This window comes from Vibrio sp. SCSIO 43137 (assembly GCF_028201475.1).
Taxonomy (GTDB): domain Bacteria; phylum Pseudomonadota; class Gammaproteobacteria; order Enterobacterales; family Vibrionaceae; genus Vibrio.
In genome coordinates, this window is sequence record NZ_CP116384.1 from 408,581 (window position 1) to 422,038 (window position 13,458).

The 13,458-nt window shown below is 45.1% G+C and carries 10 protein-coding genes; 4 read left to right on the forward strand and 6 right to left on the reverse strand.

What is annotated here, in order from left to right; genetic code table 11:
• Nucleotides 1-5 precede the first annotated feature (5 nt).
• The 5 genes from PK654_RS17630 to PK654_RS17650 are packed head-to-tail and all read right to left on the reverse strand — an operon-like array spanning nt 6 to nt 5,212.
• Nucleotides 6-1,850, reverse strand: a complete 1,845-nt coding sequence (locus PK654_RS17630) for a VWA domain-containing protein (RefSeq protein ID WP_271700364.1) — start codon at nt 1,848-1,850, stop codon at nt 6-8.
• Nucleotides 1,843-2,811, reverse strand: a complete 969-nt coding sequence (locus tag PK654_RS17635; RefSeq protein ID WP_271700714.1) for a vWA domain-containing protein — start codon at nt 2,809-2,811, stop codon at nt 1,843-1,845. Before PK654_RS17635 ends, PK654_RS17630 begins: the two co-directional genes overlap by 8 nt.
• Nucleotide 2,812: 1 nt before the next feature.
• On the reverse strand, nt 2,813-3,295 hold the full coding sequence (locus tag PK654_RS17640) for a DUF4381 domain-containing protein (protein ID WP_271700365.1): 483 nt from the start codon (nt 3,293-3,295) through the stop codon (nt 2,813-2,815).
• Nucleotides 3,292-4,254: a DUF58 domain-containing protein gene (locus PK654_RS17645; RefSeq protein WP_271700366.1), complete on the reverse strand. Its 963-nt coding sequence runs from the start codon at nt 4,252-4,254 to the stop codon at nt 3,292-3,294. The genes PK654_RS17640 and PK654_RS17645 overlap by 4 nt, the downstream gene beginning before the upstream one ends.
• Nucleotide 4,255: 1 nt before the next feature.
• Nucleotides 4,256-5,212 carry an AAA family ATPase gene (locus PK654_RS17650; RefSeq protein ID WP_271700367.1) on the reverse strand — a complete coding sequence of 319 codons (957 nt, stop codon included), beginning with the start codon at nt 5,210-5,212 and terminating at the stop codon, nt 4,256-4,258.
• Nucleotides 5,213-5,490: 278 nt separating this feature from the next.
• Between PK654_RS17650 and PK654_RS17655 the strand changes: the two genes are divergently transcribed.
• Together PK654_RS17655 and PK654_RS17660 are read left to right on the forward strand one after the other, a co-directional pair.
• Entirely contained in the window at nt 5,491-5,691 is a 201-nt protein-coding gene (locus PK654_RS17655; RefSeq protein ID WP_271700369.1) for a restriction endonuclease subunit S, read from the forward strand.
• A 296-nt stretch (nt 5,692-5,987) separates the two neighbouring features.
• A complete protein-coding gene (locus PK654_RS17660) occupies nt 5,988-7,529 on the forward strand; it encodes a DUF3369 domain-containing protein (RefSeq protein WP_271700371.1) in 1,542 nt (513 codons plus the stop codon).
• A gap of 96 nt (nt 7,530-7,625) precedes the next feature.
• Here PK654_RS17660 and PK654_RS17665 read toward each other — a convergent pair whose 3' ends face one another.
• Nucleotides 7,626-9,599, reverse strand: a complete 1,974-nt coding sequence (locus PK654_RS17665) for a sensor histidine kinase (protein WP_271700372.1) — start codon at nt 9,597-9,599, stop codon at nt 7,626-7,628.
• Nucleotides 9,600-9,900: 301 nt separating this feature from the next.
• Between PK654_RS17665 and PK654_RS17670 the strand changes: the two genes are divergently transcribed.
• A complete protein-coding gene (locus tag PK654_RS17670; protein WP_271700373.1) occupies nt 9,901-10,686 on the forward strand; it encodes an AraC family transcriptional regulator in 786 nt (261 codons plus the stop codon).
• 209 nt (nt 10,687-10,895) lie between these two features.
• Complete coding sequence (locus PK654_RS17675; RefSeq protein ID WP_271700375.1) at nt 10,896-13,412, forward strand: sensor domain-containing protein; 2,517 nt, start codon at nt 10,896-10,898, stop codon at nt 13,410-13,412.
• Nucleotides 13,413-13,458: the final 46 nt, after the last annotated feature.

Consider the following 13,458-nt stretch of genomic DNA (forward strand, 5'->3'; position numbering starts at 1 on the left):
TTTGTTTACCATGTTTTTTCTCTGTTGGCCGGGGCATTTCTCTCTCTGGCCTGCTGTAGCATTTGTGCTCTCAATAGCCGGCTTGGGTCGCGGGCGTTTTCTACCTGCTGAAGTTCTCTCAGTTCAGGATCGATCTCTTTACTGCTCACTTCGTTGTTTTGTTGTACTACTGAACTCTCTTCTGCTTTGTCAGTGTCTCGCTCAGTTTTTTCCTTCTGCGCTGAAGCGTTTTGCTCTTTCTGTCCGCTGTTATTTTCAGCCTTGTCCTCAACAGGTTGAGCCGGCTTTTGTCCGCTATCCATCTGATTGTTTGCAGAGTTTTGTTCAGAATTGTCTTGATTGTTATCCTGATTACTGTCAGCGTTTTGTTGCTGTTGCTGTTGCTGTTGCTGTTGCTGTTGCTGTTGCTGTTGCTGTTGCTGTTGCTGTTGCTGTTGCTGTTGCTGTTGCTGTTGCTGTTGCTGTTGCTGTTGCTGTTGCTGTTGCTGTTGCTGTTGCTGTTGCTGTTGCTGTTGCTTCAGGGCTTGTTCCACAATATCAAGATTGGTCTTTGCATCGGCAAAATCTGGTTGTTGCTCTAGTATGGAACGATAGAGGTCGCCGGCTTTTTCCAGTTCGCCATTCTGCGCGTAGGCGTTGGCCAGATTATAGCGGGAATCAATATCTTGTTTCTCTTTAAGCAGTTCAATGGCTGATGAGTAATCTCCTGACTCATAAGCCGCTGCTGCTTTCCAGTTGCTATCTGCAAATGTTTCCGCTGCCGCTTTATAATCTCCGTCAGTGAAGGCCTGATAGGCTGCCTGATCCTGAGTTTGCCAGACGGCAGCATAAGCATTTTCTGGTGCTGAAAGTGGCAGCAGCATTAAAGCGAATGCAAAAATACGGCCTTTTCTGAATAGAGCCAGAGCAGGCAACAGCAACAGGGGAAGTAACCAATAACCATTGTTAACCCGTTGTTGAGTAAGTTGTTTTTTATCTGATGACTCAAGGGCTTCTGAAACTTGACTGGTAAAACGACCGATCAGCTCAGTATCAGAGTCACTATTTTGAAATGGTGCGAATTTACCGCCGTTTTCCTCACTGACCGCAAGCATATTACTCATATTTGTGCGCACAATAACCGGACTGCCACTCTTACTGGTCAGCATTTTATCTCCGGTCGGCCTGACGGGGGCGCCTTTCTCGGTTCCTACTGCCAGAACAGAGAGTCGCCACTGACTGTTTTGCAATAATTTGTTAATTCCTTCTTTCTCAGCATCATCAATATCATCGCTAATCAGTATTAAATCACCACTCTGGTTACCTGCCTGTCTGAGCATTTCAACGGAAAGTGCCACGGCCGCAGAAGCGTTTGCTCCCGGGTAGGGCATAATCTCTGGTGAAAGGTGAGTGATCTGATTTTTCAGGGTAGCGGCATCTGTTGTCAGCGGGCTAATGGTATAAGCATCTCCTGCATAAGCAACCAGTCCTGTTGTGCCTTCGTTCCAGTAAGGAAGCAGATCAAGGGCTTTATACTTTACCTGAGTCAGACGGTCAGGCTTTATATCCTGAGCATACAGTGAACGGGACATATCCAGTATCAGTACGCGGGCATTTTCTGAACTAAAAGCCGGAACCGATGATTTTTCTATACTTGGTCCCGCAAGTGCTAATACGGATAACAGCCAGAACAGGGCTAAACCATAAATCTGCTGCTTACTTCTGCTTTGAGTGGAGATGCCCAGCCCTTGTGCCAGATGTCCGGCAATTAACCCCGTTGTTGCCTGCCTGCGTGATGACCACCCTAGAAGTACAATCAGGGGAACAAGAGCGAGTAGCCACTCAGGTGTGAGAAAGACAAAATCAGCCATAAAACTGCCTCTGAACCGTGAGTAACAGCGAAAGAATCAGTGCGACAGCTAAAGGGTATGGGAACCACTCATCCTGAGGACGCCATATTTCAGTGACCTGAGAAACCGGCTCAAGTTTATCTATAGCCTGATAAATCGCGTCCAGCTCTTGTTGATTTCTGGCTCTGAAATATTGGCCGCCGGTTATCTCTGCGATACGGGTAAGAGTCTGCTCGTCGAGATCTTTGGCTGTGTTTACTGTGCGGGAAAACAGAAAATCTTTTACCACCATTTCACCGGCCCCTATGCCTACTGTATATATGGTGGCTTGATATTTTTTGGCGATTTCTGCGGCTTTTATTGGTTCCAGAACGCCAGCGGTATTGGAGCCATCACTGAGTAAAACCATGATGCGCTGTGGTGCATCACTATCAACAAACACTTTGGTTGCCAGACCGATACCTTCACCTATGGCTGTTCTTTCACCTATTAGTCCCAGAGTGGTCTGATTAAGCTGTTGCAGAACCGTGGTTCTGTCCAGCGTTAGTGGCGTTTGCAGATACGCGTTATCAGCAAATAGAACCAATCCGAGCCGGTCACCTTTTCTTCTGGCTATAAAACCAGACAGCACCTGTTTAACGGCGCTGAGGCGATCAATATAGTCACCCTGATATTGCATATCACGGGTTTCCATAGAGCCGGACAGATCAACAACCAACATTAAATCCCTGTGCTGTGGCTGGTTTTCAATGGGGTCGCCGTACCACACCGGGCGGGAAGTGGCGATAACCAGAAGAATCCAGATAACAGAAACCAATACTTTATTAAAAAGATTGGATGGTGCATCAGACTGAGATGACTCAGGCACATAGGGCAGACTGATCGCCTGACCCGTTGTTACTGGTGGAGCAAAGCGGGTAACCAGATAGGGCAGTGGCAAAAGAAACAGCCACCACCACCAGACAAACTCAAAATTCGTCAGACTAGCCACGCCCGCCTCTCTTCGGCGGAAGTGCCTGATTCAGCCAGCTGTCACACTGCTCTATCAGCTTACTTTTATCGAAATCGACTTGTCTCTTATACAATGCATCCAGCCACTCCTGCCGGTCGGCCTTAAAAATAGGAGTTGCTACTTGTGAATCAAGAAAATCTATCCATTTCTCTCCGGACAGGTGAGCAACCCGTGAACGCGGATAGTAGCTGAGCACTGCCTGACGGACGATTTCCATAGCACCTGAAGGTGAAATGGTTTCCTTCTCCAGTGCCAGCAGAGCGATGGCGGCCTTTTTCGCCCTGACTCTGTTTTTCGCCAGACGCCAGATAACATAGATAGCAATTAAGGTAATGAGTATGGCGGCAATAAGGCTCCACCACCCCCAGGCCAGCGGCCAGAATCCGGGAGGCTCCGGTAACTGCAATGATTGTAATGAAAGAGGATGACTTGTTGTTGATGTTGTTTCTGTCATGAATGCGACCCGGTAATTTGTTTTATGAGTGGCTCGGCACTGGAAATGGAATAGAGCGGAATAGCCAGAGACTGGCAGAGTGAGCTAAGTTTGTCCTGCTGTTGTATAAAGGCATTTTCCAACTGACTGCGTGTTGCTTTTGATGAAAAGTTTAGCCATCGGGTAGTGCGTTTTCCGGCTATCTTCTCTGTTCCCCTGTAGCTGGTATCCCCACGCTCCAGCGGATCATAAAAATGAATAAACTGTACCTGATTGTGTTGTCTGAGCTTAGCCATAAGTGCTTTATCCTGTTCAGTATCCAAACGGGTAAAGTCACTGCATATAATGATATCACTTCCTTTAGGGCAGAGGCGGTTTAGTGTGTATATACCTTGTGAAAGTGGCTGTTCAGGCTCTGAGCTGGCAGTCTGATGGTTATGGCTAACAGCCTGGTTATGCTGTTCTATCAACTGACTGAGCAGTTGCAGAGGGCCGCGGTTTCTTGCGCCCGGCCTGATATCATGAAGCTGCTGACCTGAATCAAGAACTGCACCGATCCTGTCTTGTTGCCCAACAGCCAGCCAGCTGATCAGGCTGGCCATATGGGCCATTTGTACTGATTTAAGCAGGTAGCGGGAACCAAACCGCATTGAGCGGCTAAAGTCGAGATAGAGCATCACCGGCTTTTCCCGCTCTTCAGTAAACAGCTTAGTGTGAGGTTTTCCTGTCCTTGCCGTCACTCGCCAGTCGATAGCGCGGATATCATCACCCGGCTGATATTTCCTCACTTCTGAAAAGTTCATCCCGCGTCCTTTCTGACGGCTCTGGTGCTGCCCGTTTAATTGAGCCCATAAGCTTTTCGCCGGTGGCAGCCAACGTACAGTCTGGCTTTTATAAGGCAGAAGTTCTTTCAGGCTCAGCGTCACGCCGTTGCAGTATGCAGGAAGCGGATTTTGAGTGTCAGCAGAGTAGGACGTCACGCTAGGCGGCTCCTACCTGAGCAATTAGCTGGGTAATAACCTGATTAGGGTGAATATTCTCCGCTTGTGCCTGATAACTCAGCAGAAGACGGTGACGAAGCACAGGGAAAGCCATTTTTTGTACGTCTTCCGGAGTAACATAGTCTCTGCCGCTTAGCCATGCATGAGCTCTGGCACATCGGTCTAGCGCAATGGTTGCCCTCGGGCTGACCCCCATTTCAAGCCACTCAGCAAGGTTTGCTGAGTAACTCTCCGGTTGTCTGGTTGCCATTACCAAGCGGACGATATACTGCTCGATACCGTCTGCCATATGAACGGATAAGGCTTCTTGTCTGGCTGCAAAGATTACCGGCTGGCTGACTAAAACGGGCTCAACATGTTCTGTACCCATTGCTTCTCCGCGGTTAAGGCGAAGTATGGCTAATTCACTTTCAGCATCCGGGTAGCTAACATCCAGGTGCAGCAGAAAACGGTCAAGTTGTGCTTCCGGAAGTGGATAGGTGCCTTCCTGTTCGATAGGGTTTTGCGTTGCCATCACCAGAAACAGCTCTGGTAGTGGATAGGTTTTTCTGCCTGCGGTTATCTGTTTTTCCGCCATGGCTTCAAGCATGGCTGCCTGAACTTTGGCCGGGGCGCGGTTAATTTCATCAGCCAGAATCAGCGAATTAAACACAGGACCTTGCTGGAAGGTAAATTCGCCTGTTTCAGGCCGGAAAATGTCTGTTCCGGTAAGATCGGCAGGCAATAAGTCCGGAGTGAACTGCACCCTATGAAAGCTGGCATCAATACACTCTGACAGCTTTTGTACCGCGCGTGTTTTCGCCAGACCCGGAGGCCCTTCCACCAGTATGTGTCCGTCTGCCAGTAAGGCAACCAGTAGCTGCTGTACCAGTTCCTGTTGACCGACAACTTGTGAGTTCAGATAGTGCTGAAGTTTCTGAAACAGATCTGCGTGCATGTAACCTTTCTCTTGTTGCTTATCGTTGTTTTACGCCACTTCTATTTCCGGCTGATTTTGTAAGCCGCTAGTGCGCAACAATGAGAATTATGGAGACGGAGATTCAGTTATCAAGTAGTTTTTTTATAACTTGTTGATTTTGTGTTTTGTTGCGGCTTTTGAACCCTATAGAGAAACCAGAGTTATATTGATGGTGTGAATAGATAAGCAATTGTGGAATCATTCCCGCGAAATAGGTAAAATCCGCTGTTAGTATTTAGTAATTTGGTGTCATTAATATGAGTGATTTTGAGAAAGAGCTGGAAAACTTGTCTGAGCAAGCCAGTCAGGAACCAGAAGTAAAGCTGCCTACCATGGACGAGCAGAAAGCCATAGTAGAGAAGCTAAAAAAGCTGGAGGCTGAAGGGAAACTGACTCAGGAAGTATTGGAAGAACACTTTGGTCAGTTCTATAAAAAGACTGAAGCACCGATACACTAGTGAGCTACTTCTAACATTAACCTATTCATTTTGAGTAGGTTTTTTGTTATTGGTACAGTAGATATTCAATAGTGCTACTATGCAATGGAAGTCATTAAAAAGTGACATTTTCAATAATCAATGTCTCACTTTGTAAAAGAACACTAAACTGTATAGAAAGAACTGCTTGAAATTTTGTCTTATTAGCGCATTCTAATGATTACAAGCTATTATTTATATTGTTATTAAGTACGCTGCTCGAATGAATAAAAACAGATGTAGTTCTGTTGCTACAACTTTGGTCAGAAGAGGTTGAAATGGAGTTGTTTGCTGATCTTCGCGATCCGGAAAATGAAAAACCACACATAGAAAAAGTACATTCTGAACGTCCCTGGCGGGTATTGCTGGTGGATGATGATGAGCAGATGCACCAGATCACCCGAATCGCCCTGAGCGGGTTTGAGTTTCAGGATAGGAAGCTGGAACTGATCTCTGCCTTCTCTGCTCAGCAAGCGAAAGAGTTGCTGGATGCAGAAGATAACATTGCCATTGCTCTGATTGATGTTGTGATGGAAACAGAACATGCCGGTCTGGATTTGGTTAAGTTTATTCGTACCGAGCAAAATAACCGTCTTATCAGGTTGGTATTACGTACCGGCCAGGCCGGGCAGGCTCCGGAAGATGTGGTTATCAAAGAGTATGAAATTGATGACTACAAAGAGAAGACCGAGCTGACCACTCAGAAATTAAGAACATTACTCTATTCTATGCTGAGATCCTATCGGGATCTCTGTTTGATTGAAGAGCAGAAAGAAGGGCTGAGCAAGGTTATTGAGGCCTCTGCTAATGTGCAAAATACTAACTCGCTTAAAACTTATGCAACAACGGTTCTGTATCAATTAACCTCTCTTCTTAAGCTGGATGCATCGGCATTTTACTGTCTGGTTCAACCGAGCCCTGACGGCGAAGATACCCGTGCACTCACGCTGGCCGCAACCGGAGACTATGTTAACTTTTATCCTGAGTGCTCATTTGAACTTCTTCCTCAAATGGTTGCTGATCGTTGTCTCGAAGCCATTTCGTTTAAATCTTCCGTCAGTTACAAAGACGCTTATGTGTTTTTTGCCACCGATGACCGCGGCGTAAACAGCATTCTTTATATAAATCTTAACTCTGAACTGTCTGAATTGGATAAGCAGTTGTTAGAGATTTATATGCAAAACATCTGTCTTACCTTCGAAAATATTAATTTGATGGTAGACCTTCAGGATACCTCTAAAGAGCTGGTTTATAATCTGGCCAACGCCGTTGAGGCAAGAAGTAAAGAGACGGGAGCTCACGTACAGAGAGTATCTTTGATCAGTGAGCGTCTGGGACAGCTATATGGTTTGCCTGACAATGAAACAACCCTGATCAAACATGCTTCACCGTTACACGATGTTGGTAAGGTTGCTATTCCTGATAGCATTCTTCACAAGCCGGGTAAGCTGGACAGTGATGAATGGGAAATCATGAAAAAGCATGTTGACTACGGAGTAGAGATCTTAAGTAATTCCAAGAGAAGGTTAATTCTGGTTGCTAAAGAGATTGCCGGTTATCACCATGAAAAATGGGATGGTACGGGGTATCCGAAAGGGCTTTCTGGTACTGATATTCCGGTAGCAGGGCGACTGACCGCTGTTGCTGATGTATTTGATGCCCTAAGCTCAAAACGTAGCTATAAAGAGCCGTGGTCAGATGAAGATATCAGGCAGGAGTTTATTTCTCAGAAAGGTAAGCATTTTGAGCCGAGAATGGTTGATCTGCTGATTGAGTACTGGGAAGAGTTTATTCAGATTCGCGAACAATATCCTGATTAATCTTTATTTGATACCAATAAGAAAGCGGGCAGAAAGCCCGCTTTTTTTGTGTTCATTTACTGCAAATCTCGCTGTTACTGAGAACCGCTTTGTCCATTAATGGTTGAGCTTAGAACCATTCTCAATGGCATCCAGCTCTTTCTCAATCGATATAGGCAGTTGACTCGGGATCCAGAACTTAAAGTGAACACCCTGACCCGGTTCAGAATCAAACTCCAGATGCCCTTCAAGCTTATGTTGGATTAAGTTGAACACCAGATTCAAACCTAAACCGGAACCGCCTTTTCCTCGTTTACTGGTAAAGAAGGGTTCAAATATCTTCTGGTGCAGGCTCTTATCTATACCGCTGCCGTTATCGCGGTAATCAAAGACGATATTCTCCCCGTCCTCTTTAAAATCAATCACAATTTCCGGAGCAACCTGAGAAGTAAAGGCATGGTTGACGCTGTTCAGAACCAGATTAGAAATGACCTGAGTTAAAACTCCCGGCAGGCTATTCATGGAAATGGCAGTATCACCTACCAACCTTGGCTCAACAGGGACTTTGCGGGTTTCAGGGTGGAGACTGGCAATAAGAGACTCAAGTACCTGATAAACCTGAAACTGACTGCGGCTTTCCGATACCTGATCCACGGCAGTTTGCTTGAAGTCTTTGATTAGCTTGGCACCACGGTTAAGGTTAGTTTCCAGCATGGCAGTACTTTCATTCATACGCTGCATCAGATTAGAAAACTGGCTGGTAGTCAGAGTCTGATCTTCAAATGCCTGATTAAGCTCGTGGGTAATCTCTTTAATTATGGAAGCCGCTGTTACTGAAATACCCAGTGGCGTATTTACCTCATGAGCGACACCTGAAACTAATCCTCCCAACGCTGCTAACTTCTCAGATTCAATCAACTGCTGCTGCGTTTTTTGCAGCCTGTGCATACTGGTTTCCAGATCCTGAGTACGCTCAGCCACTTTTCCTTCCAGAGTATTGTTCAGCTCTTCCAGCTCTATTTGAGCCTGCTGAAGAACGGTAATGTCGATAGCGGTACCACGGAAATTGGTAAATTCACCGTTCTTATAGTTAGCGTTGGCCTGAAATAGCAGGTAGTGAGTGGTACCGTCAATGACAACAGTTTCCTGACAGAAAGTAAAATCCTGCTTTAAGGCAATTTTAGCGTGTAGGTTCTTGGCGTGCCGCAGGGCAGTAAGATCACTAAAGTGCAACTGAACAGAGTTATCTATGTCCAGTGCTTTAATCATTTCATCGGAGGCATAGAGCAGTACATCATTTTTATCTGTCTCCCACAGCCAGTCCGAAGCAACATTGGCGAAATCCGTAAAACGTTCCTGTTCGTACTTAATGTTGTTGTACATAGTGGTCAGACGGGAAGTGATTTTATTGGTCTCTTCACCTAACTGATAAAGTTCATCGTGTTTCTGAGTCACCATTTTACGGTAAGGAAGTTGTAGCGGCTTACTTGGGTGACGAGGGTTATATTTTCTCAGATACTGAGCGATGGAGAGGATACGCCGGTTAATACTGACATGGATGACCAGAAGAATAACCAGACAGACGATAATGGTCTTTAACAGGTTTATCGCTAGTGTGACCAGAAACTGCTGAATTAAATAGTCGTAAATTTCCTGCTCATCGGATTCTACCCTTAGCGTGCCCAGTATTTCAGGCTCTTCATTGTAGGTTGACTGATAAACGATAAGGTATTCGTTGGTGATGGCATTATCTTTAACCGGTGTGCCGGCATAAAACAGCTCACTGGCGGAGCGCACTTCTAAATAATTAATTCTGGGAAGGTTAATCAGTCCTTCTAGTTTTTGTTGTAACAGCTTAAGGTCAAATTCCCATAAAGATGCCGCCAGTAGCGGAACATGAATAGTTTCAATTTCATGATGACGGTTTTCAACGTCATTCAACTCCCTTTTATAGTCCCACATTAACTGTAGCGTGGTAGCAGTGAGCGTAACAGTACTACTGATCAATACCATAATTAAAATAATTCGCTTACCAATGCGACTACGAATTGGATTGCTGATACTGCTTGCTAGGTTTTTTATTGTATCCATACCAGACCTTTAACGTTCATGCACTGGTAAGTATAGATGGGACGGCCTAGTGTGGTGAATCAAACAAACTGTATAACGTGAGGTTACGAATAAAAAACAGCAAATATTTTTATTATACGTATGTACAGTAACCTTGTGTTAACCCTAAATCACGTATACTATACGGCCGTATAGTAAAATTTACTTATTTTTCACCATAGATAGAGTAGCTTGGTGGAGATTCTACATATTGGTTGGGGCTGAAAAATTGCGTTCTGAATTAGTTAGAGCAGAAAAACACTGTTTGGTTGAGGGAAGCTTAATGCCGGATGCGCATTGGCATCAGGAGTACGAGCTGATTTTTGTGGTTGAGGGTGTACTGGTTCTGGAAATAGATTCTCAACTGGTGGAAGTAAAACGGGGCGAACTGGTAATGATTAACCCGAATCAGTTTCATTTGGTAAAGAGCAAACCCTGTGCAACGGCCACTTACTACTCTATTGTCTGGCAACCGGCATTTCTGGAAAGTCAGCAGCTGGACATCATTGAACAAGAGTATTTTGCCCCCCTTACATCCGGCAGAAAGATGTTTCAGAACCAACCTTTTTTAGTTGATCAGGTGGGAGCTTTGTCAGGTCTAGGTTTCGACTCTAAGACTCTGGTTGAGTTAATCGCGACCCAGCCGCCTGGCTGGCAGTTTAATCTGAAGATTTACCTGCTTATCATCTGGTATGGACTTTCTGCGTCAGACTGTCTGACAGACAGAGTTAACCCCGATAGTAACCGCCAGTTAATCTCAGTTAATATGGCAAAGCAGTATGTTACCGAAAACTATTCTGGAGTTCTTTCACTCTCTATAATTGCTGATTATGTGAACTTAAATCCTGATTATTTTGGCCGGCTGTTTAAGAAAGTTATCGGTATTAGTCTGGTTGAGTTTATTACCAACACCCGAATCGATAAAGCAGAGTATCTTTTGAAAACCAGTAATAAGGCGATTAGTGATATCTGTTTTGATGTCGGGTTTAAAAACTTAAGCTATTTCTCTAAGAAGTTTAAGGATCTAAAAGGGATATCGCCGACACAAGTAAGAGCTGCTGCTTATTAAGAACACCTGTTGTTCTGTTTTATAACCCGACAGTTTTTGTCGGGTTTTTTGTCGTCTGGAACTGCCATATACTTAACGTTTATCAATAGTAATTTATACATTCATATGTTTAGTTGATATATTGCCCGGCAATCTTGCGGCTTTTGCTTTAACCCTGAAGCAGAAAAGCCGGCAGGCCGGTTTTATCTGTTTCGATACCCTGAGTGTGAGTGATTAAGCGTTATATGATCGATGTTGTTATTCCTGCAGAGCGCCTGCTTGACTGGAAAAAGCTATTGCTTAGCTTACAACAATTAGTTGAAAGCAAAATATATTTATGTCCGAAACAGGTACATAGCACCTATTCCAGCCTTATTCCTCCGGCAGATGAAAATACCGCAGATGTTCACTCTGACGAACTCAACGCTTTTTGTTGCGAAGTTATTGAAAACAGTGCTACTGGCTTTTTGCAAAAAGAGCGTTTTGCAGGCTTTCCGGTGCTTTGGCCCTGTAAAGCGGTTTATGGGGTATTGGTTGTCTCTCACAACGGAAGCTCTGTTTCACAACAGGATGTACTGCTGCTAGAGAGTGCAGTAAGTAAAATAGAGAAAGACCTTATCGCCCTGTATCAGCAGGAGAGAGACAAGCACGCTCAGGACATAAATCAGATTGCCAACAAATATCAGGCGCCGGATTTTCAGCAGTTTATCGATAGTTTCAGGGATCACCTCTGGATTAAGGATATTCACGGTGTTTATACCTTCTGTAATCAGGAAGTGGAAAAGGCGTGGCAACTCAGCGTTTCTCAGATAATTGGCCGTACTGATTTCGAATTGTTTGATAAAGAACTCGCTGATAAATATCTGGATACCGATAATAAAGTTCTGCAAACAGGAACACAGCTGGTCGTGGAAGAGTGTTCCGACGCCATTGATCCCGCCAGTAACCACTGGCTTGAGACAATTAAAACCCCCTTGATTAATGATCACGGTGAAACCATCGGTATTATCGGCATGACCCGAAATGTAACCAACCGTAAGGTGATTGAAGATCAGCTTATGGTGGCAACCGCAGTATTCGATAATTCTGTGGAAGGGGTAATTATTTCCGACAGAAACGGAAACATCGCTTACGTAAACAAAGCATTCTGTGAAATTACCGGTTACTCTGAGCGCGAAGCAGTTGGTCGCAATCCCCGGTTTCTTAAATCCGGCCGTCATGATCAGGCTTTCTATCATGAAATGTGGAGCTCTCTGGTCAGCAAAGGTAAATGGCAGGGAGAGTTATGGAACCGTCGCAAAGACGGTGCTATCTATCCGGAGTTGTCCACTATCAGTGTGGTTTATGATGAAAATGACGAGATCTGTAACTTTGTTGCTGTATTTGCGGATATTTCCCAGCTAAAACAGAGTGAGGCTGAGCTTACTCATATGGCCTACCATGATCCGCTGACGGATCTGCCAAACCGGCTGAAGCTGACCACCCAGATTGAGCAGGAAATTCTGCACTTTCAGCGAAATCCCGGCCAGTTCGCCACTATATTTATTGATATCGACCACTTTAAGCATATTAATGATACCTACGGTCATCTGATCGGTGATGAGGTACTGTGTGAAATAGCTCAACGGCTAAAGAACAGCCTTCGTGCCGATGATACTGTTGCGCGGATTGGCGGAGATGAGTTTGTTCTTCTGTTGACCGGGCTGACAGATATTGACTCAATTACTACCGTGGTTGGTAAGTTAATGAAGATTTTCGAACTGCCGGTAAAAGTATCAAATGGTGAACCGCTACGATTTACCGGCAGTATGGGCATTGCCATGTATCCCGGCGATGGTGAAGACAGTGATACCCTATTACGTAATGCTGATGCCGCGATGTACCGGGCGAAAAAAGAGGGCCGTAATGATTACGCCTTTTATACTGCGGCGCTGACAAAAGAGTCTGAAGCGCATCTTAAGTTACAAAGTGCTCTGCATGATGCTATCGAAAACGATGGTTTTGAGGTGGTCTATCAGCCTCAGTTCAACATGTTGTCAGATAAACTGATAGGTTTTGAAACCTTAATTCGCTGGAATCATCCAAAACTGGGAATGATCTCTCCGCTCGAATTTATACCAGTAGCTGAAAAAGCTGGCCTGATTAATGATATTGGTCACTGGGTGCTGGAAACGGCCTGTAAACAGGGCGTTGAATGGCTTAATCAGGGCTATAATTTTGGTCGTATTGCGGTTAATGTTGCCGGACCTCAGTTGCAACGGGACTCTTTTGTCGAACAGGTGATCGCGACAATTCAGAAAACCGGGCTGCCTACGGAGAATTTGGAACTTGAGGTGACTGAAGGGTTTATGATGAATAAGCCGGAAAAATCTATCAAGTATCTGAAAGCTCTGAGACGATTTGGCATTGAACTCTCTATGGATGATTTTGGTACCGGTTACTCGTCGCTAAGCTATCTGCAGCAGTTGCCGCTGAATAAGATTAAAATTGATCGATCATTTATTAATGACCTTCCCCATGACTGTAACGGCGTTGCCATTACCGGTGCCATTATTGCTATGGGTAATGCCTTGTCACTGACTGTGATTGCAGAGGGCGTAGAGACCCGAGAACAAGTCGAGTTTCTCAGGAGCCGGGGTTGTATGCAGGGGCAGGGGTATTACTTTAGTAAACCTCTGCCGGCTGAACAACTGGTTCCCTTGCTGGAAAAAACCAGAGCCAAGCGTAGTGTTCTTTCTTTTAGCTGACAGAGAAAAGTAAAACGCTTCCCGCATCAGGGAAGCGTATCTCAAC

Coding starts and splice junctions, on each gene's coding strand:
- PK654_RS17630 (WP_271700364.1), bottom strand. CDS start 1,850: ATGGCTGATTTTGTCTTTCTCACACCTGAGTGGCTACTCGCTCTTGTT.
- PK654_RS17640 (WP_271700365.1), bottom strand. CDS start 3,295: ATGACAGAAACAACATCAACAACAAGTCATCCTCTTTCATTACAATCA.
- PK654_RS17650 (WP_271700367.1), bottom strand. CDS start 5,212: ATGCACGCAGATCTGTTTCAGAAACTTCAGCACTATCTGAACTCACAA.
- PK654_RS17655 (WP_271700369.1), top strand. CDS start 5,491: ATGAGTGATTTTGAGAAAGAGCTGGAAAACTTGTCTGAGCAAGCCAGT.
- PK654_RS17660 (WP_271700371.1), top strand. CDS start 5,988: ATGGAGTTGTTTGCTGATCTTCGCGATCCGGAAAATGAAAAACCACAC.
- PK654_RS17665 (WP_271700372.1), bottom strand. CDS start 9,599: ATGGATACAATAAAAAACCTAGCAAGCAGTATCAGCAATCCAATTCGT.
- PK654_RS17670 (WP_271700373.1), top strand. CDS start 9,901: ATGCCGGATGCGCATTGGCATCAGGAGTACGAGCTGATTTTTGTGGTT.